This window comes from Mannheimia pernigra (assembly GCF_013377995.1).
Taxonomy (GTDB): Bacteria; Pseudomonadota; Gammaproteobacteria; order Enterobacterales; family Pasteurellaceae; genus Mannheimia; species Mannheimia pernigra.
The window spans coordinates 1,381,875-1,401,076 of the sequence record NZ_CP055305.1; the positions used below are offsets into that span (position 1 = coordinate 1,381,875).

Here is a 19,202-nt window from a genome sequence, read left to right on the forward strand (position 1 = left end):
TAGTATAACAGACTAGACTGTGATAATCTCAGTTCCACCCATATAAGGTCTTAACACTTCTGGCACAGTAATTGAGCCATCAGCATTTTGGTAGTTTTCAAGTACTGCTACAAGCGTACGCCCAACCGCTAAACCTGAACCGTTTAGGGTGTGGACTAAGCGAGTTTTTTTGTCTGATTTTGCTTTGCAACGTGCAGCCATTCGGCGCGCTTGGAAATCCCACATATTTGAGCAAGATGAAATTTCACGGTAAGTGTTTTGCGCCGGTAGCCACACTTCTAAATCGTAAGTTTTTGCTGAACCGAAGCCCATATCGCCTGTGCAGAGTAACACTTTGCGGTATGGTAAGCCTAAAAGTTGTAATACTTTTTCCGCGTGGCCTGTTAATTCTTCTAAGGCTTCCATTGATTTTTCAGGAGCAACGATTTGCACCATTTCTACTTTTTCAAATTGGTGCATACGAATTAAACCACGCGTATCACGCCCGTAAGAACCCGCTTCAGAACGGAAGCACGGTGTGTGGGCGGTGTAGCGTAATGGCAAGGTTTCTTCATCAATAATTTCATCACGCACTAAGTTTGTGACAGGCACTTCAGCGGTTGGAATTAAGCTATATGAGCGCTGTACCTCGTTCGGATCTTGCCCCATTAATGGTTGTGTGTGGAATAAATCTTCGCCGAATTTGGGTAACTGACCTGTGCCGAATAATGAATCTTGGTTCACTAAAAATGGTACGTTGGTTTCTATGTAGCCGTGCTGTTCGGTGTGCAAATCTAACATAAATTGCGATAACGCACGATGCAAACGAGCCAGTTTGCCTTTCATTACCACAAAACGGCTAGCGGTTAATTTCACGCCTGCGGCAAAATCTAAACCGTTTAACGCTTCACCTAGTGCTACGTGATCTTTCACCTCAAAGTCAAATTGACGAGGCTCACCCCAGCGAGAAATTTCTTGGTTTTCGCTGTCATCTTTACCTAATGGAACTTCTTCTGCGGGTAAATTGGGTACAGATAATAGTAATTCACGGATTTGGTTTTGGACTTTGTCTAATTCTACTTTTGCTGAGTCTAGTTCGTTACCCATCGAATCCACTTCAGCTAAAAGGGCTGAAATATCTTCGCCACGTGCTTTAGCGGCACCGATATTTTTAGAACGTGCATTACGCTCAGCCTGTAAAGTTTCAGTTTTTACTTGCAGGGTTTTACGTTGTTCTTCTAACGATTTCACACGCTCAATATCTAAAATGAAATTACGTTTAATTTTTAATATTTCTGCAACTTCTTCTAGGTTGGTACGCAGTAGATTCTGGTCTATCATATTAATTTCCTTAATTTAAAATCTATTAATGGATAAGGTTTATCCACGATTCGCATTTTTCATAATACGTTGTTTGGCGACTTGCCATTCACGATCTTTAATATCTTCACGTTTGTCGTGTAGCTTTTTCCCTTTTGCTAAGCCAATTTTCACTTTCGCCCACGCATTTTTCCAATACATTGAGGTTGCTACAATGGTGTAGCCTTCACGATTGACTTTTCCGAAAAGTGAATCTAGCTCACGCTTTTTTAGCAAGAGTTTGCGGGTGCGAGTTGGGTCACTCACGATGTGGGTTGATGCCATATTAAGTGGCGTAATCATCGCGCCAAATAAAAAGGCTTCGCCGTTGCGAAAAATGACGTAACTGTCGCTGATATTGCCTTTTCCTGCTCGAAGTGCTTTTACCTCCCAGCCTTGTAGTTCAATCCCTGCTTCAATTTCATCTTCAATGAAATATTCGTGTCTAGCACGTTTATTTAATGCAATCGTATTCGATGCTGCTTTTGGTTTTTTTGCCATAATTTTAGAAAGTGTTAAAAATTTATTTGAATTCTACCCTAAACGAGCTAAACAGTGAACAGCGAAAGGAGGGAAACCTTTGCAAGCGGTCAAATTTGCTGAAAAATTTGCAAAAAGCGTGTGTTTTATTATCCACTTTGCTGATGGCTAGACGTGCGAGCATAGCGAGTAAAAAATTCATAAAAAATGACCGCTTGTGGTTACTCAAACATATCCGCAAGTAAAAATTGTAATACCGAATCCATTCGTAAATGTGGAATAGATTGGTCAAACTCAATCCGTTTTGGCTCAAATTGATCGAACTCAAAATGGTTAAATTGCCAATAATTTTTATCTGGCAATCGGCTTGGCACTGTGCCAGGGTAGAGCGTCACTTGTTTTTTATCGCTTGAGCGGATACCTCGAATTGCTCGCAGAGTCTTATCGTTTTGCGTGACTTTTACCGCATCGGTTGCTTGAATTGCAGAAATGGCTAAATAACCCGTTTCAATGCCATTAAATTCGGCGTGTCTGCCCCCTTCTTGTACAAGTTGTCGCATCAGGCTTTCTAAGTTTGGTATTTGATCGCTTGTGATATGGTCAGCTTTCGAGGCAATAAATAGTAGCTTGTCGATATTTGAAGAGAAAAGTCGGCTAAATAGTGATCGATTACCGTAATGAAAATGGTTGAAAAGCTGCTGTAGCCCTAATTTCATTTCCATAAATTCATTATAGCCATAATTTAATGGTGTGAGGCAGTCGGCTAGGATCACTTGGCGGTCGAATGTTGAGAAATAATCTTCATAAAATGGTCTCACAATTTTTTTCTGGTAATGCTCATAACGTTTTTTTAGTGTATGGAACAGGCTGTTTTTATCGCTTTGCTCTAGCTTTTCCCATTCTGCTTGGTTTAAATCTAACAGTGGAAAAAATTGGAAAACGGGAGCACCTTTTGAATTTTCTGTTGGCAACACAAATCGCCCTGGCTGAATATATTGCATTCCCTCTGCTTTACAGGCGAGTAAATAATCGGTGTATTGCTGGCTTAAGTCTGCGAGCAAGTTTTCGTTTGTTTTTGCAAAAAGATCGACTTTTTTGACCGCTTGTAACCAAGGTTGAGCCAATTCGAAACGTTTATCTTTATGTACCGCTTGCTGGGTTTGTGACCACTCTTTATATGAAAGAGAGAGTAGTGGTAAATCCAATAGCCATTCGCCAGGGTAATCAAAAATATCCAGATATAGCGTACTTGTTTCTTTAATATGGCGAAGTAGGGAGTGTTGGCGTTGGTAGCGAATCGCAAGACGAATTTCACTAATGCCAGTGGTTGAGTTTGGCCAGTAAGGCGGATTAGCTTCAAAAGATTGGCGGTTTTTATCATATTCAAATCGAGGAATGGTTAAATCGCCCTGTTCTACCCGCTTTACCGAAATAATTTGCCCATTGCGAGCAGGGGCGAATAAATGCAAATGGGCGTTGCCCGCTTGATTAATGTGTAAAAGCTGATCAATCAGGCTGGTAATAAATGCTGTTTTACCACTGCGGCTTAACCCTGTAACAGCAAGGCGTAAGTGATTATCCAACCCACGTTGAACAAAGTTATTCAGTTTATGATGAATTTTAGAAAACATTTTGCAACTTTTATTGATAAAATAACCGCTTGATTATACAACGTTGTGGGGCTGTGTTAAATGGAAAACAAAAATCCAGCAGAAATTGAGCTGAAAATTATGCTCAATAAATCTAACATTCCGTTCATTAAAAATTGGCTGAATAGCTTAGAACGGTTTGAGTTAATTGAGCATAAATCTCAACTATTAGCGAATTGTTATTATGATACACCTGAGCAGTTTTTTGCCTCAAAACAGATGGGGCTGAGGGTGCGTGCATACAATCATCAATTTGAAATGACGCTTAAAACACAAGGCGAAATAGTTGGTGGCTTACATATTCGCCCTGAATATAATTTAGCACTTTCAAAAAATGATCCCGATTTTCTCGCTTTAGTTAAAAAATTTAATTTGCCTTTTGAGAATGCCAAACAGATTGCCGATAGTTTACAAGTGATGTTTAGTACAGATTTCATTCGTGAAATTTGGTTATATAAAGTAGGAGAGTCTGAAGTGGAGGTGGCACTTGATCAAGGTTTGATTAAAAATCAATATGGTAAAGAAGTTATTTGTGAATTGGAGTTTGAAATTAAACAAGGTAATTTAAGTGATTTATTGCTCTTAGTGGACACTATGCCACAAATTGATGGAATGTGGCTCAGCGGTTTAAGTAAGGCTCAACGTGGCTATTTAAGTGGACAAGCGGTTAAATTTGAACAAAAAATTGCCAATGCAATGCAACAAGAAAATAGTTATCAGCTAGAACAAAAGTTGGCTGATTTTATTCGAATAGGGGGTGAAAATCGTGCTGTTCTGGCACGCTTTAATCAATGCACCAACCAGCAATTTGATTCTTGGCAGCAGGCAAAAGAATTTGTAAAAAGTAAAGGCTATTTTTTATCCAATTTGGTGGCATTGAAAAAACGAGAATATGCCTCATAATTTATTCATTTTTCATTTTCTCCGATATTTTGTGTTTTTCTCGTAATTGATTAGCAATAATTTGAATTGCCTCTCCTGCACTGATGCCTTCTGCCATCAGCTTTTGAATGTCTTCCACGGCTGCTTGTTGTTGCTCGTGGGTAAGTGATAAAAGTGAATTATCCATAATGTTCCTTTTAGTTTAAGGGTGGGAAGTTCCAGTTAAAAAATGCGAAGAGGGTTTGCCATTGCTTATCAAGCGGTGCAATTATTTCAATTTTTTGCAAAGTTTTTGGGTGCTGAAATTGTAACTTATGGGCGTGTAGCATTAAACGATCTACACCTGATTTTTCGCTCAACGCACGGTTTTGATGGAGATCACCATATTTACTGTCGCCCATAATAGGATGAAAAAGATGCTTTAAATGGCGGCGAAGTTGGTGTTTTCTGCCTGTTCGGGGATATAATTCTACCAAGCTATAACGTGCATTTGAATGTTTTCCCGCAGGGAAAGGCATTTCAGCAGTAGCTAAGCCTTCATAATCAGTAATAGCCTCTTGAGCGGCTTTTTCTTGCGAAAATTTATCGGCGATTTTATCTAAAACCACTTTGAGCGGATAGTTTATTCGTGCTTTTCCTCGCAAATAACCACGCACAATCGCTAAATAACGTTTTTGTACTTGATGTTGTTCAAATTGCTCACTCATAAGCCGTGCCATTTCGCTATTTAATGCAAAGAGCAAAACACCAGAAGTAGGGCGATCAAGCCGATGAATTGGGAAAACGTGTTGCCCGATTTGATCTCGCAACGTTTGCATAGCAAAAATAGTTTCGTGCTTATCAAGCCAGGAGCGATGAACCAGCATTCCGGCAGGTTTATTGATCGCTATGATTTCATCATCTTGGTATAAAATTTCAAGTTCCATTCGTTTAATCTTTTAATAATTGCTCTAATTTTAATATCGGTGCTGAAATGGTGGGAAGATAGTCTTCATTCTTCAATGCCTCTTCCAAATAAGGCGTAATGGCAAAATTGCGAGGCAAATTTGCATTAGCTTCTAAAATTGCTCGCATTCTTGGAATAAAGATCCATTGTAACCATTGCGTGGGGGTTAACGTGTCTAGGCAAAATGGTTGTTGATTGGCTAAGGCTTCTTGGCTTGGGGGGGTGGCTTCCCAAAGCTGATGAATATGAAGAGCGATTTCTAAGTCAGATAAATGTTGTTTAACTTTTGCGTTTATTTCGGGAGATTTCATTTCAGTTTCACTTGTTAAATGCGTTTTTTTCAGTAAAAATAATGGCAAATTCTACCATTCAAACTTATTTCCCTCTAGGAATTTATATGCAAGATTCAGATTCAACTCATCAGCCAACTATTTTACAAAAAATCGTACAAGATAAAGCGATTTGGGTGAAGCAAAAAGAGCACGATTTTCCACTAAGAGAGTTTCAGCATAAAATTGTGAAAAGTGAGCGTGATTTTTATGCTGAATTAGCTAAAGGTACGCATCAAGAACCAGCTTATATTTTAGAATGCAAAAAAGCATCTCCATCAAAAGGGTTGATTCGAGCTGAGTTTGATTTAAATCACATTGCATCAGTTTATAAAAAGTATGCGAGCGTGATTTCAGTTTTGACCGATGAGCAATATTTTCAAGGCGATTTTCGCTATATCGACCAAGTAAAACAGCAAACTACACAACCAATTTTGTGCAAAGATTTTATGATTTCGCCTTATCAGGTTTATCTCGCTCGTTTTTATAATGCCGATGCGATTTTGCTGATGCTCTCGGTTGTTGATGATGAAACTTACCGTGAACTTTCTACGTTAGCTCACGAGTTAGGAATGGGCGTTTTAACCGAGACCAGTACAGAATCGGAATTTAAACGTGCGTTAGCCTTGAAAGCGAAAGTGATTGGCGTGAATAACCGTGATTTACACACGCTGAAGATTGATATGAGCCGAATTGTTCGCTTGGTAGAAAAATATCAAGATCACATTCCTGCCGATGTGTGTTTGATTTCAGAGTCGGGCATTAATGATCATCATCAGATAAAACGCATTAAGCCTTATGTGCATTCCTTTTTAATTGGCAGTAGTTTAATGGGAAATCGTGATCTGGATAATGCCGTGCGTGCGGTTATGTTCGGGGAAAATAAAGTGTGCGGTTTAACCCGAGTACAAGACGTAAAGGCGGTTTATGAGCAAGGTGCATTATACGGTGGCTTAATTTTTGCAGAAGGTTCTCCTCGCCAGCTTTCATTACGACAAGCACAAGAATTGGTGGTAAATGCTCCTTTGTGTTATGTAGGCGTTTTCCAAGATCAAGCGGTAGAATTTGTAGAAAAAATTGCAAAACAGCTTAAATTATGTGCAGTGCAGTTACACGGTTCAGAAGATGAGAAATATATCGCCGAATTGGCTGAAAAATTGGGCGATAAAACGCAAATTTGGAAAGCATTATCGGTAGATCTTGACGCTGAACACATTGAATTTACCGATAATCCAAAAATTACTCGCTATGTATTAGATAGTAAAGTCGCAAATCAACAAGGTGGCACGGGTATCACATTTAATTGGTCATTAATTCCAGCTGCATTAAAACAGAAAGCGTTATTAGCTGGTGGAATTAATGCAGAGAATATTGAAGAGGCTTTGCTCCAAGGCTGCTTAGGCGTAGATTTAAATTCAGGTGTTGAAAGTGCTAAAGGTGTAAAAGATTTTGCAAAATTAACCGCTTGTTTTACGAAAATTATTCATGCGTAGCGACACGGCGAATCAAAGTGTGTTAGAATAAAATCGGTTTTAACAATAACTAACAATGAGGGTTTATATTATGGGGACTTTGGGTTATTCAATGCTAACAGTGGTGTTTTCACTGAGTATGATCGTATTTTTAGCCTACAATATTTTCTAATATTTATTCTATTATTAAGACACGGAAAATCCTTTGATTTTCCGTGTCTTGTTTTGAGGGATATATGTCTAAACTCACTTTTGCCTCGCTTTCATTTAATGCGGCAAATACGCCTGTTTCTGAGCAATTTGATGATATTTATTTTTCCACCCAAGATGGCCTAGCAGAAAGTCAGTATGTGTTCCAAGAAGGAAATCAACTTTGGGAAAAATGGCAATTACATTTAAGTGAGGCTTTTGTGATTGCTGAAACGGGTTTTGGGACAGGCTTAAATTTTTTAGCCGTTGCTGATAAGTTTCAGCAATTTCGAGCGGCTTTTCCAGAAAATCAACTTAAGCGCCTTTACTTTATTTCGTTCGAAAAGTTTCCTTTAACTTCAACGCAATTAGATGAGGTTCATAAACATTATTCGCAATTTGCCATATTATCTGAAAAATTAACCGCTTGTTGGCAGCCCCGCCAGAGCGGTTGTCAGCGTTACCATTTTGACAATATCTATTTAGATGTATGGTTTGGCGATATTGCAGAAAATTTACCACAGTTGGGCGATTTATATAATTCTAGTGTTGATGCTTGGTTTTTAGATGGATTCTCACCAGATAAAAATCCTGAAATGTGGAATGAGCAGCTTTACAATCAAATGTTTCGCTTAAGTTCTCAGGGCGGTAGCTTTGCGACTTTTACGGCTTCAAGTGCAGTGAGAAAAGGATTACAAGCGGCTGGTTTTGAGGTGAAAAAACGCAAAGGTTTTGGCAAAAAACGTGAAATGTTATTTGGCGAAAAACCGCTTGATAGCACAATTTACGCCCCCAATTACCCCTATTTTTATGCAAAAAATGAAAAAGTAGATGATGTGGCAATTATCGGTGGCGGGGTAGCAAGTTTATTTGTTGCGTTATCGCTCTTAGAAAAAGGCAAACAAGTGACGCTTTATTGTAAAGATGAAAATGTTGCAATGAATGCTTCTGGCAATTTACAAGGTGCGATTTATCCACAGCTGAGCGATGATGATGAGCGTAATGTCAGGTTTTATGTCCATAGTTTTGATTATGCGTTGCAGCGATTGGCACAATTAAAAAGTCAAATTGAGTTTGAATATAATGCAAATGGCGTAGCACTTTACGCCTATGATCATAAAACAGCGAAAAAATTGGAGAAAATGGCAGAGCAGACAGAGGATGAAACTCTGTTTGCACTTTGCTCAGCCACAGAATTAAGCGAGAAATTAGGTTTAAAAGTACCAAATGGAGGTGCTTTTATTCCACAAGGTGGTTGGCTCTCACCAGTGCAACTTGTGAGAAATGGTTTTGCTTGGCTTGAAGATAAAGGCTTGAATATTGTACTTAGCCATAAAGTGGAAGCGTTACATTTTTCTCAAGGAAAGTGGCAATGGCAGATGAATGGAAAAACATTTCAACATCAAGCCGTTGTATTTGCCAATGGTCATACGCTCAATGAATTTAGCCAAGCCAATGGTATTCCGCTCTATCCTGTTCGAGGACAGGTAAGCCAAATTCCAACCACAGCGGAGCTGCAAAAACTAAAATGTGTGGTTTGCTATGATGGTTATTTAACGCCAAAATCGACATCAGGCACCCATTGTCTTGGGGCAAGCCATATTCGTGATAATGCGGAAATGGATTTCAGTGTAGCCGAACATGGTGAAAATCTTGCAAAACTTCAGCAAAATGTAACCGCTTGTAGCTGGACGGATGGGGTTGATTTATCTGAAAACAGGGCGAAAGTTGGCGTTCGAGCAGCCCTTAGAGACAGAGTGCCGATGGTGGGGGCAATGCATCATTTTGAGCAACAAAAAATACAATACGCTAACTTGTATAACCAATTAAGGCGAAAGCAAGCGGTTGAAACTGCGGATATTTTTGCAAATTTATATATGGTTAATGGCTTGGCTTCTCGTGGCTTAACTACAGCCCCGTTATTAGGAGAACTGTTAGCAAGCCTAATTGCGAATGAGCCAGTACCCATCAGTGAAGATATTTGGCATAATTTAAGTCCAAATCGAACTTGGATGAGAAAATTATTGAAAGGTTCAGCGGTGGAATAAAAAGCAAATCCCGAAATTTTATTTCGGGAGTTTCATTTTTGCATTAGCGAATAATACCACGTGTTGAACGTTTGAAGAACTCTTTGAAAATAGCAATAGCAGGCTCATTTTCTGCAATTTGTTCAATTTCTACTAAGCCTTCTTCTAATGTTTTACCGCTAGAATAAATCAGCTTATACACTTTGCGAATTGCGTGTAACGTTGCTTTATCGAAACCTCGGCGTTTCAAACCTTCAAGATTAATACCAAATGGACGAGCGTGATTACCTTGTGCCATCACATAAGGTGGGACGTCTTGGCTAACCATTGAACCTCCGCCTAACATAGCATGTGAGCCGATTACCACAAACTGATGAATAGCAGACATACCGCCTACGATGACGAAATCATCTAACGTAACGTGTCCTGCAAGGGTGCCATTATTGGCAATAATACAACGATTGCCAATAGAACAGTCGTGAGCAATGTGGGTGTTGATCATCAATAAGTTGTCATCTCCAATCTTAGTTACCCCACCCCCTTGCACCGTACCACGGTGGATCGTGACACTCTCACGAATACGATTACGGTTGCCTATCATCACTTTTGTTGGCTCACCTTGATATTTTAAATCTTGATTGATTTCCCCAATGCTCGCGAATTGGAAAATATGGTTGTCTTCTCCAATCTCAGTTAGACCATTTATAACAACGTGAGAGTGAATTTTGGTTCTGGCACCGATTTTTACATCTTTACCAATCACCGTAAAAGGGCCAATTTCAACATGAGCACCAATTTGTGCCCCATCTTCAATAATAGCAAGTGAGTTAATCTTAGCCGTTGAGTCAATTAGACGCATAGTTTAGCTCCTTTATTTTAAGCTAGTTAATTATTTACGGCGAGCACACATTAAGTCTGCTTCACACACTAATTTGCCATCAACGTATGCTTTACCAGTGAATTTAGTAATACCACGCACTTCTTTTAAAAACGCCACTTCAAGTTCAAGTTGATCGCCAGGCACTACAGGGCGTTTGAAACGAGCATTATCAATTGCTGCAAAATAATAAAGCTCATCTTCACTTAATTTACCATAGGTCGCAACTGCTAATACGCCTGTTGCTTGAGCCATTGCTTCAAGAATTAATACGCCTGGAAAAATCGGTGCATTCGGGAAATGTCCAGTAAAACAAGGCTCGTTAAAGGTTACATTTTTAATTGCTTTTAACCATTTGCCTGCTTCGTAATCAGTTACACGATCAACTAAAAGAAAAGGGTATCTATGTGGTAGCATACCCATAATTTCGGTAACTTCAATAATTTTTGACTCACGATTTTTAGTTGTAGTTTCTGTCACTTTAAGACCTCTAAATAAAATTAATCGTTAAAACGTTTTTCAAGTGATTTTAAACGTTTATTCATTTCATCAATATTCATCACTAATGCGGCAGTTTTACGCCACTCTTTATTGGTTTGTAGCGGAATACCTGATGAATAAATACCTTTTTCTGTAATCGGCCTCATCACCATTCCCATACCAGTAATAATTGCACCGTCGCAGATTTCCATATGACCGTTGATAACGCTAGCCCCACCAATCTGGCAAAAGCGACCGATTTTTAGGCTACCAGCCATAATGACACCACCTGCAACGGCGGTGCCAAAGCCAATATGAACATTATGTGCGATTTGGCAAAGGTTATCAATAATCACATTATCTTCAATGACCGTTGGATCTAACGCACCTCTATCAATACAAGTGCAAGAGCCAATTTCAACACGATTACCAATAATTACCCCGCCAGTTTGTGGGATTTTGATCCACTGACCTTTATCGTTAGCATAGCCAAAGCCATCACTACCAATAACAGCAGATGATTGAATGAGACAATCAGAGCCGATTTGAACGTTATGATAAACCGAAACATTTGCCCAAAGCTGGGTTCTTGCTCCAATTTTACTATTTTTACCTACAAAGCAGCCTGCACCTATTATAGCACCATCGCCTAATTCTACACCGCTTTCAATGACAGCGTTTGCTCCAACAGAAACATTATTGCCTAATTTTGCTTGAGATGAGATCACAGCACTTGGGTGAATATCTGTAGCTGCTTTGGGGGAGGAATCCATATATTGTGCAATTAATGCGTAGGCGACATAAGGGTTAGCGACAATAATTATATTTTGATCTTCACGACAAAACTCAACATCTGCTGGGCTAACAATGATTGCACCTGCATTGCAAGCGGTTAAATTTTCCCGATATTTTGCATTTGAGATAAAGGTAATTTGAGCACTATTTGCTTTATTTAAAGCGGCTATACTTTGAATAGCCAAATCGGCGTTACCCCTAAGGGTACCGCCGATATGCTCCGCCAAATCAATTAAACGGAAATTTCCCATTATTTTTTCACTTTTTCTTGCTTCGTTGCTTCAGTTTTAGTTTCTGCTGGTTTTTCTATTTTGATATCAGGGTGTTTTTTCACAATAGCTTCAAGTACCGCCTCAGTGATGTCTTTGCTTTCATCCTCAGCATAAAGAGCGATTTGTGGTTGAAGCACTAAAGTATAGCCTTTAGATTTTGCAATATCTTTAATCGTGGCATTAACTTCATCAATAGCTTGTTTTTGTGCTTCTTGTGGGTTAATACCGCCATTTTCTTTATTTGCTTGCTCAATTTTTTTCTGGAACTCATCTGCTCGTTTTTGGAACGCTTCTGCTTTTTTTGCAAATTCCGCTTCACGTTTTTGAATCGCTTCTACTTTCTTTTGGAAAGCATCTGCTTCTTTTTGGATTGCATTTTGACGAGTTTGAATATCTTTTGAGCGTAAGCGAGGCGCTTCTTTTTCTAATGCCGCCACTTTCTTTTTAATAGATTCTTCTACGGCTTTTTGCTCATTTTGTAATTTTTGTGCATCAGCGTTAATTTTGTCACGTTCAGCAGTTAATTCTTTATTTTCTTCAGCTAATTTTTTATCATCTTCTGCAAATTTTGATTGGCTTTCTTTTATAAATTTATTGAATTTTACCGTGGCATCTAATAATACAGGGTGGTTTTGTAACACATAAGTCGGATCAACAAAACCGATTGTATCAGCGGCAGTAGCCATACCAGTTGCACTTGCTAAAGCAATTGTTAAACTTGTTGTTTTAAATAATTTTTTCATAGGTTTTCCTTTTTAAATAAACGTTTAAATAAGCGATCAATTTGCAAATTTCATCACATTTTTGACCGCTTGCACTGAATTAGAATGAGCTACCGATATTAAATTGGAATTGCTCAATTTCATCATGCTCATATTTGCGAATAGGTTTTGCATAAGAGAATGATAATGGTCCAATCGGAGAGAGCCATTGGAACGCTACGCCTGCAGAAGCACGGAAACGTTTGAAGTCACCATAATTAGGTAATGTTGAGTATTCTGTTTGTTTCCATTTTGTATTCCAGGCAGTAGCAGCATCAACAAATATAGAGGTTCTTACATTATGTTGATATTTATCGCTCACAAAAGGCGTTGGTGTAATTAATTCTAAACTTGCCGCAGCTAAAGCGTTACCACCAATAATCTCGTTTTTCACATTATCAAATTTGTTAGATTGATTATTATAGTAAATGGCTTTCGGTCCAATTGCTCCATAAGAGAAGCCTCTTAAGGTGCCAATACCCCCTGCGGTGTAAAGTTGATAGAATGGAACCTCTTTGCCACTAAAACCATTAGTGTAGGCTAGGCTTGCTTTAGTTGAAATTACCCATTTGTGTTCACGATTTAATGGGAAATAGTTTCTAAAATCTGCACTTACACGATAGTATTTATTATCAGACCCTGGAATAGTAATTTTGCCACTAAGACTTGCAGCGGTTCCTTCAGTTGGGAAATAACCTCTGTTTAAGCTGTTATAGTTCCAACCTAGTGAGAAATCGAAATCATCTGCTTTGATTTTGTCATAGTAGCTTGAGCGAGGATTAAACTCAAAGTTCATTGATTTTACATATTTTTCACGCGTATATTCACGAGCTGCATTTTTGATTTTATCGTGCGTATAACCTAACCCTAAGTAGTATGAGTTATTTTCATTTACAGGGAAGCCTAGTGTGCCGTTAATGCCGTAAGTTTGGCGTTTATATGAAGTAACGTTATCATTTTTTGAGTTATTGTAATCTTCATAGAACGCATTACCACCTAAACTCACGCCATCTTTTGTGAAATAGGGTTCGGTATAACCTAAGTTAATGCTTGTGCCATAGTCATTACGGTTACCATTTAAGCTAATAGTTGAGCCCATACCCAAGAAATTATCTTGCTTAATCCCAGCTTGATAGCTAATACCATTTTCTGTACCGTAACCGATACCGAAGTTAATACTACCCGTATTACGCTCTTTGATTTTATATATAATATCAACTTGGTCTGAGGTGTTTTCTACATTTTGCATTGACATATCAACACTTTCATAGAACCCGGTTCTTTCTAAGCGAGCTTTACCTAGTGAGGCTTTATTTGTTGATAACCAAGCACCTTCTTGCTGACGCATTTCACGGCGTAGAGTGGAGTCTGCGGTTATATCATTGCCCTCAAAACGGATTTTACGTACATAAATTCGACGACCTGCATCAACGACAAAGCTGATTTTAACGCTGTTATCTGCATCATTAAATTGTGGGTAAATATCTACTTTTGTAGAACCATAACCAGCATCGCCTAAAATTTGTTTAATATCTTCTTCGATTTGCGTTAAATCAGCTTTACGGAACCGTTGACCAGCTTTAAAACCTTTTAATAACGGATTTAATTTATCGTCCATATTGGCTGTATTACCAACAATACGCATCTCACTGATATTATATTGTGAACCTTCATTTAATTTATAAGTAAGGTTTACTTCAGTTTTATCATTATTAAATTGTACGTCGGTGCCTTCAATCACAAATTTTGCATAACCACGATTTAAATAGAAATCTCTTAATGTTTCTAAATCTTTTTGGTAGGTCGCTTGCTCAAATTTACTACTTTCAAAAATATTCCACCAAGAAACGTCGGGTTGAATATCTAAGTTTTCTAATAATTTTTTATCAGAGAACGCATTATTTCCTTCAAATTTAATTGTCTTGGCTTTTGCAACATCGCCTTCATCAATTACTAATTTAACATTAACACTGCCTTGCGCATTATTTGTTACAACCGTATTGATTTTTGCCAAATAACGACCAGTAGCATTGTAATGTTCAATCAAACTCTCTTTAAACGCATCTAATTTTGCTGCGTTGAAAATTTCACCTTCATTGATTAAGTTTGCTTTTAAATTTTGTTCTAAAGCCTCTTTGGGGATAGCTTGGTTGCCCTCAATTTCTACTTTACTGATAATTGGTTTTTCTGCCACTTTGATAACAAGGGTATTGCCTTCTCGTTTTGCGCGCACATCGGCAAAACGTTGTTGGCTAAATAAGTGACGAACAACATTAGATACATCATTATCTGTGGCGGTTTGACCTACTCTAACAGGGATAGACGAAATAATAGCTGCACCTGTTGTTGGTTGTACGCCTTCAACACGAATATCTTTAACTACGAAAGGTGCAGCAACTACACCATTAGCAATTAAAAGAGAAGAAAGTAATAATTTTTTCATTGAAATTATCCTATAAATCTTTTGCAAGATGATTGCAAAAATGTTTGAAAAATAAACCGCTTGTTAAAAATGAATAATGTCATTTATAAAAGCAAAAAACATTAATCCCAGCACAAATATAATGCCGATTTGTTGAAATAACATCTGTACTTTTTCTGATAATGTTTTGCCTCGAATAGCTTCGACTGCTAATAAAATCAGTTGTCCGCCATCTAATGGCAAAATTGGAAATAGATTCATTACTCCTAAATTGACACTGATGAGTGCCATAAAACTTAAGTAATAAATCCAGCCAATTTCAGCCGTTGCCCCAGCCCCCTTTGCCATTGAGATAGGGCCACCTAAATTTTTAATCGATAAATCACCAGAGATTAAATTACCGATAAATTGTAGTATGGTTTGAATTAAAGACCATACTTTTTCAATACTTTTAGAAAATGCAGTAATAATATCATATTTTAATTCGGTGCGATATTTATCTGCAAGTCTTTCGTATGTTGGTACGATGCCAATAATATAGCGATTATCTCGTTTTTCAGGTTGAATTATTAGTGTCTTAATTTGTCCGTTTTGTTCAATTTTGAGTTCAATTAAATCACCATTTTGTACAGACTCTATTAAAGTTGTCCAATTGAAAGGTTGTTGGTTTACTTTTAAAATCCTATTTCCTGATGCTAAGCCTGCTTTTTCTGCGGGTGAATTTTCGATAACCTCTTTTATTTCAGCCATTATTTTTGTGCTTTTAGGCCGAATACCTAATGCGGTTAGTGGGTTTTCTTTGGTACTATCAATCTTCCAGTTGGAAAGATCTAATTCATAATGCTGAACAGCTTGGCTATCATAGAATCGCCCCTCTAGTTGAACGTTCTTATTTCCTACTGATCCAACTAATGCCAAAGAGGCACTTTCCCAATCTTGAATATTTTGATTATTGATTTTAGTAATTTCTAATTCAGTAGGTAGTTTGGCTTGTGCTGCAATGGTATTAGGCAAAACTTCACCAATGACAGGCTTGATAGTAGGAATACCTGAAACAAATACTACCCAATAAGCCAATATCGCAAAAATAAAGTTTGCAGCTGGGCCTGCAAAAATAATAAACGCACGTTGTAAAACAGATTTTGCGGCTAATGATTGTTCTGGTGTGGCATTAACCTCTTTCTCGCCATTCCACATTTGAACATAACCGCCTAATGGAATTAATGAGAAAGCAAATTCTGTCCCGTGCTTATCGGTTTTCTTAAATAGCACTTTACCAAAGCCAATAGAAAAACGAGTGACTTTCACACCGCATTTACGTGCAGCCCAGAAATGTCCGTATTCGTGCACGAATACCAGTACGCAGATTAAAACAAAAAAGGCAATAATTGAGGTCATATCTTATAGCAAAAGAAAGTTATAGTACAAAAAAGAAGAAGGTAGCAAAAAATGGAATCGCTGCTGTTAAGCTATCAATGCGATCTAAAATACCACCGTGCCCTGGAATGAGATTGCTACTATCTTTAACACCAGCTTGACGTTTAAACATACTTTCAGACAGATCGCCTAGTACAGAAATGGCTACAGTTGCAATAGAGACTAAAATAAATGGAGTAGTCGCTAATTCTCTACCGAATACATTAGTTGGCGTAAGTTGAAGGAATGCGAAAGCGATTACACCAGAAGTTAATAAACCACCCAAAACACCTTCCCACGATTTACCTGGAGACACCTTGGGAGCAAGTTTTCTTTTGCCAAAAGCTCGTCCAAAGAAATATGCACCTGAATCAGCACTCCAAACTAATAAGCAAACATAAAGGAATAAATAAGTACCTTGATAAGGATTAATGTGGTAATTGTAGAAACGTAATGCTAATGCACCAATTAAAAATGGAATTAAAGTTGCAAAACCAAATAAAAATTTAGCTACTACTGATTTTTCCCATAATTTTGCGGAATTTGGGTAAGTAATTACTAAAATAAGAGCAATTAGCCACCATATACAACCAACAAAGAGAAGGGGAGCGGTTTCATCGGTAATAAAACGTGTAGCACGAATATAATCGGTATTGGCAACTATCGCAAACAGTAATAAACAAATGGTTACGAGTGCTACAATAGCTCGTGGTACAGAGCGTTTAAAACCTACAAATTGAGCCCATTCCCACATTCCAGCCACAATAATAGCAGATAGAGCCAACGTTAATGATAACGGAGAGAGCCAAAAAATAGCGGCTAATACCGCAATAATCATAATAATTGCCGAAACTACACGTTCTTTAAGCATCGTATTTCCTTTTAGATTTTTTAACAACCACCAAATCGGCGTTCACGTTGTTGATAAGCCAAAATTGCTTCAGTAAATGTGTTTTCATCAAAATCTGGCCATAAAACAGGGCTGAAAAAAAGTTCAGCATAGGCAATTTGCCATAATAAAAAGTTGCTGATTCTTTGTTCTCCACTGGTTCTAATGAGTAAATCAACCTGAGGTTGGGTTTCAGTTGTTAAATGTTGTTGAAAAAGTTCAGCGGTGATTTGTGTTACATCAATCTGGTTTTCTTTTACCTGCAATGCTAATTTTTGCGTAGCTTGAACAATGTCCCAGTAGCCACCATAGTTTGCAGCAATATTTAAAATAAGCCCGCTATTGTTTTTTGTTAATTTTTCCGACTCAGCAATACGTTTTTGTAAGCTGTCACTAAAGGCTGATTTATCGCCAATAATATTCAAGCGAATATTATTTTTATGTAATTTTTTTACTTCAGAATCTAATGCTTTGGTAAAAAGTGACATTAAAGCTGATACTTCGGGTTCTGGTCTGCTCCAATTTTCACTACTAAAAGCATAAAGTGTTAAAACGTTAATCTGATGTTTAGCTGCAAAACCTACCGCAGAACGAACCGCTTTAACACCATTTTGATGCCCGAAAATGCGTAATTTGCCTTTCTTTTTAGCCCAGCGACCATTGCCATCCATAATAATTGCAACGTGTTTTGGCATATTTTGAGGATCAAAGTTCACAGGTCCACTCACTAAAATAATAGAGATAAGATAAAAATGGCACTAACTATACCATAGGATAAGGCGTAGTGGAATTAACAAGCGATATTTGCACAAGTTTTTATAAAAAAATGAAAAAACTTAATGATTGTCATCAAATTGTCATAATTGTTTTCTACACTTAGTCACGCAACAGCAATTTAATGTAAGGAGAATTACTATGCTAATGCGTCAGACTAAAAAAGTAATGTTATTAGGTTATATTTTTGCCTCAGTGGCAGTGGCTTCTCACGCACACACTATTACAGGAGCTGGGGCATCATTCCCTTATCCGATTTATGCGAAATGGGCTGCTTTATATGAAAAAGAAACGGGTAATAAAGTCAATTATCAATCAATTGGATCGGGCGGTGGTCAGCAACAAATTATCGCAAAAACTGTTGATTTTGGGGCATCTGATGACCCGATGAAAGCAGAGTTATTACAACAACATCAATTATTACAATTCCCTGCCATTATTGGTGGTACAGTGCTAGTGGTTAATATTCCTGGTATTAAAGAAGGTGAATTAACACTTTCTGGCGATTTAGTTGCTCAAATCTATCTGGGCAAAGTAGCTAAATGGAATGATGCAGCCATTCAAAAATTAAACCCCAATGTAAATCTGCCTGATAAAGATATTCTAGTGATTCATCGCTCGGATGGTTCTGGCACCACTTTTGGTTTTACTAACTACTTATCTAAAGTATCAAGTGAATGGAAATCAACAGTCGGTGAAGGAAAAGCCGTGAAATGGCCAAAAGGACACGGTGGTAAAGGTAATGAGGGGATTGCAGCCTATGTTCGCCAAATGAAATATTCTATCGGTTATGTGGAATATGCTTACGCAAAACAAAACCAACTTGCGTGGACAGCATTACAAAATCAATCAGGCGAATTTGTTCAGCCGAACAAGGAAAGTTTTATGGCGGCAGCAAGTAATGCTAAATGGAATGAAGCAGAAGGTATGGGCGTGATTCTTACCAATGAAGCTGGCGAAAAATCTTGGCCGATTACCGCAGCAAGTTTCATCTTAATTCATAAAAAAGAGGGCAAGCCTGAAGCAACGCAAAATGTGGTGAAATTCTTTGATTGGGCGTTTGCAAAAGGGCAGCGTGTGGCAGAAGAATTGGATTATGTGCCAATTCCTGAAGAGGTTGTAAAACGCATTCAAGCTAAATGGAACGCTGAATTGCAAAAATAAGGAAAAAAACGACCGCTTGTATTAGGTGGGCGGTCGTTAC

Annotated in this window: 18 protein-coding genes; 4 read left to right on the plus strand and 14 right to left on the minus strand. The window is 38.1% G+C overall.

Annotated features, from left to right (window positions below; genetic code table 11):
* Positions 1-12 precede the first annotated feature (12 nt).
* The 3 genes from serS to HV560_RS06705 all read right to left on the minus strand — a co-directional run bounded on the left by serS (position 13) and on the right by HV560_RS06705 (position 3,449).
* Positions 13-1,320, minus strand: coding sequence for a serine--tRNA ligase (gene serS / locus HV560_RS06695; RefSeq protein WP_176812469.1), 1,308 nt, complete (start codon positions 1,318-1,320; stop codon positions 13-15).
* Positions 1,321-1,359: 39 nt separating this feature from the next.
* The gene (gene smpB, locus HV560_RS06700; protein WP_176812470.1) at positions 1,360-1,839 is read right to left on the minus strand and encodes an SsrA-binding protein SmpB; all 480 of its coding nucleotides are present in this window, start codon (positions 1,837-1,839) and stop codon (positions 1,360-1,362) included.
* A gap of 200 nt (positions 1,840-2,039) precedes the next feature.
* Entirely contained in the window at positions 2,040-3,449 is a 1,410-nt protein-coding gene (locus HV560_RS06705) for a YcjX family GTP-binding protein (RefSeq protein ID WP_176808316.1), read from the minus strand.
* 60 nt (positions 3,450-3,509) lie between these two features.
* On the opposite strand from HV560_RS06705, the gene HV560_RS06710 reads away from it, so the two are divergent.
* Positions 3,510-4,370, plus strand: coding sequence for a CYTH domain-containing protein (locus tag HV560_RS06710; protein ID WP_176812471.1), 861 nt, complete (start codon positions 3,510-3,512; stop codon positions 4,368-4,370).
* Position 4,371: 1 nt separating this feature from the next.
* Here the strand turns inward: HV560_RS06710 and HV560_RS06715 are convergent, their stop codons facing one another.
* From HV560_RS06715 to HV560_RS06725, 3 genes are read right to left on the minus strand one after another with little or no spacing between them, the layout of a single operon-like run.
* Positions 4,372-4,536: a YoaH family protein gene (locus tag HV560_RS06715; protein WP_159629633.1), complete on the minus strand. Its 165-nt coding sequence runs from the start codon at positions 4,534-4,536 to the stop codon at positions 4,372-4,374.
* 10 nt (positions 4,537-4,546) lie between these two features.
* Complete coding sequence (gene truC / locus HV560_RS06720) at positions 4,547-5,275, minus strand: tRNA pseudouridine(65) synthase TruC (protein WP_176812472.1); 729 nt, start codon at positions 5,273-5,275, stop codon at positions 4,547-4,549.
* A gap of 4 nt (positions 5,276-5,279) precedes the next feature.
* Complete coding sequence (locus tag HV560_RS06725) at positions 5,280-5,591, minus strand: YqcC family protein (protein ID WP_176809015.1); 312 nt, start codon at positions 5,589-5,591, stop codon at positions 5,280-5,282.
* A gap of 101 nt (positions 5,592-5,692) precedes the next feature.
* On the opposite strand from HV560_RS06725, the gene trpCF reads away from it, so the two are divergent.
* Both trpCF and mnmC read left to right on the plus strand, forming a co-directional pair.
* Positions 5,693-7,117 (plus strand): bifunctional indole-3-glycerol-phosphate synthase TrpC/phosphoribosylanthranilate isomerase TrpF, encoded by a 1,425-nt coding sequence (gene trpCF / locus HV560_RS06730; protein ID WP_176812473.1) that lies wholly within the window; start codon positions 5,693-5,695, stop codon positions 7,115-7,117.
* A 215-nt stretch (positions 7,118-7,332) separates the two neighbouring features.
* Positions 7,333-9,333, plus strand: coding sequence for a bifunctional tRNA (5-methylaminomethyl-2-thiouridine)(34)-methyltransferase MnmC2/FAD-dependent 5-carboxymethylaminomethyl-2-thiouridine(34) oxidoreductase MnmC1 (gene mnmC, locus HV560_RS06735; protein WP_176812474.1), 2,001 nt, complete (start codon positions 7,333-7,335; stop codon positions 9,331-9,333).
* A 43-nt stretch (positions 9,334-9,376) separates the two neighbouring features.
* On the opposite strand, the gene lpxA is transcribed toward mnmC, so the two are convergent.
* The 8 genes from lpxA to uppS form a co-directional block, all read right to left on the minus strand.
* Positions 9,377-10,171 carry an acyl-ACP--UDP-N-acetylglucosamine O-acyltransferase gene (gene lpxA / locus HV560_RS06740; protein ID WP_159629641.1) on the minus strand — a complete coding sequence of 265 codons (795 nt, stop codon included), beginning with the start codon at positions 10,169-10,171 and terminating at the stop codon, positions 9,377-9,379.
* 30 nt (positions 10,172-10,201) lie between these two features.
* The gene (gene fabZ, locus HV560_RS06745) at positions 10,202-10,669 is read right to left on the minus strand and encodes a 3-hydroxyacyl-ACP dehydratase FabZ (RefSeq protein ID WP_176808322.1); all 468 of its coding nucleotides are present in this window, start codon (positions 10,667-10,669) and stop codon (positions 10,202-10,204) included.
* Between the two features lie 20 nt (positions 10,670-10,689).
* Complete coding sequence (gene lpxD / locus HV560_RS06750; protein WP_159629645.1) at positions 10,690-11,715, minus strand: UDP-3-O-(3-hydroxymyristoyl)glucosamine N-acyltransferase; 1,026 nt, start codon at positions 11,713-11,715, stop codon at positions 10,690-10,692.
* On the minus strand, positions 11,715-12,479 hold the full coding sequence (locus HV560_RS06755; RefSeq protein WP_176812475.1) for an OmpH/Skp family outer membrane protein: 765 nt from the start codon (positions 12,477-12,479) through the stop codon (positions 11,715-11,717). Before HV560_RS06755 ends, lpxD begins: the two co-directional genes overlap by 1 nt.
* A gap of 79 nt (positions 12,480-12,558) precedes the next feature.
* Positions 12,559-14,940 (minus strand): outer membrane protein assembly factor BamA, encoded by a 2,382-nt coding sequence (bamA, locus tag HV560_RS06760; RefSeq protein ID WP_176809880.1) that lies wholly within the window; start codon positions 14,938-14,940, stop codon positions 12,559-12,561.
* Between the two features lie 63 nt (positions 14,941-15,003).
* Positions 15,004-16,317: an RIP metalloprotease RseP gene (gene rseP, locus HV560_RS06765; protein ID WP_176812476.1), complete on the minus strand. Its 1,314-nt coding sequence runs from the start codon at positions 16,315-16,317 to the stop codon at positions 15,004-15,006.
* 19 nt (positions 16,318-16,336) lie between these two features.
* Positions 16,337-17,206, minus strand: a complete 870-nt coding sequence (locus HV560_RS06770) for a phosphatidate cytidylyltransferase (protein WP_159629653.1) — start codon at positions 17,204-17,206, stop codon at positions 16,337-16,339.
* Positions 17,207-17,226: 20 nt separating this feature from the next.
* Positions 17,227-17,940: a polyprenyl diphosphate synthase gene (uppS, locus tag HV560_RS06775; protein ID WP_264148850.1), complete on the minus strand. Its 714-nt coding sequence runs from the start codon at positions 17,938-17,940 to the stop codon at positions 17,227-17,229.
* A gap of 205 nt (positions 17,941-18,145) precedes the next feature.
* Between uppS and pstS the strand changes: the two genes are divergently transcribed.
* Positions 18,146-19,162, plus strand: a complete 1,017-nt coding sequence (gene pstS, locus HV560_RS06780) for a phosphate ABC transporter substrate-binding protein PstS (RefSeq protein ID WP_420371389.1) — start codon at positions 18,146-18,148, stop codon at positions 19,160-19,162.
* Positions 19,163-19,202 lie beyond the last annotated feature (40 nt).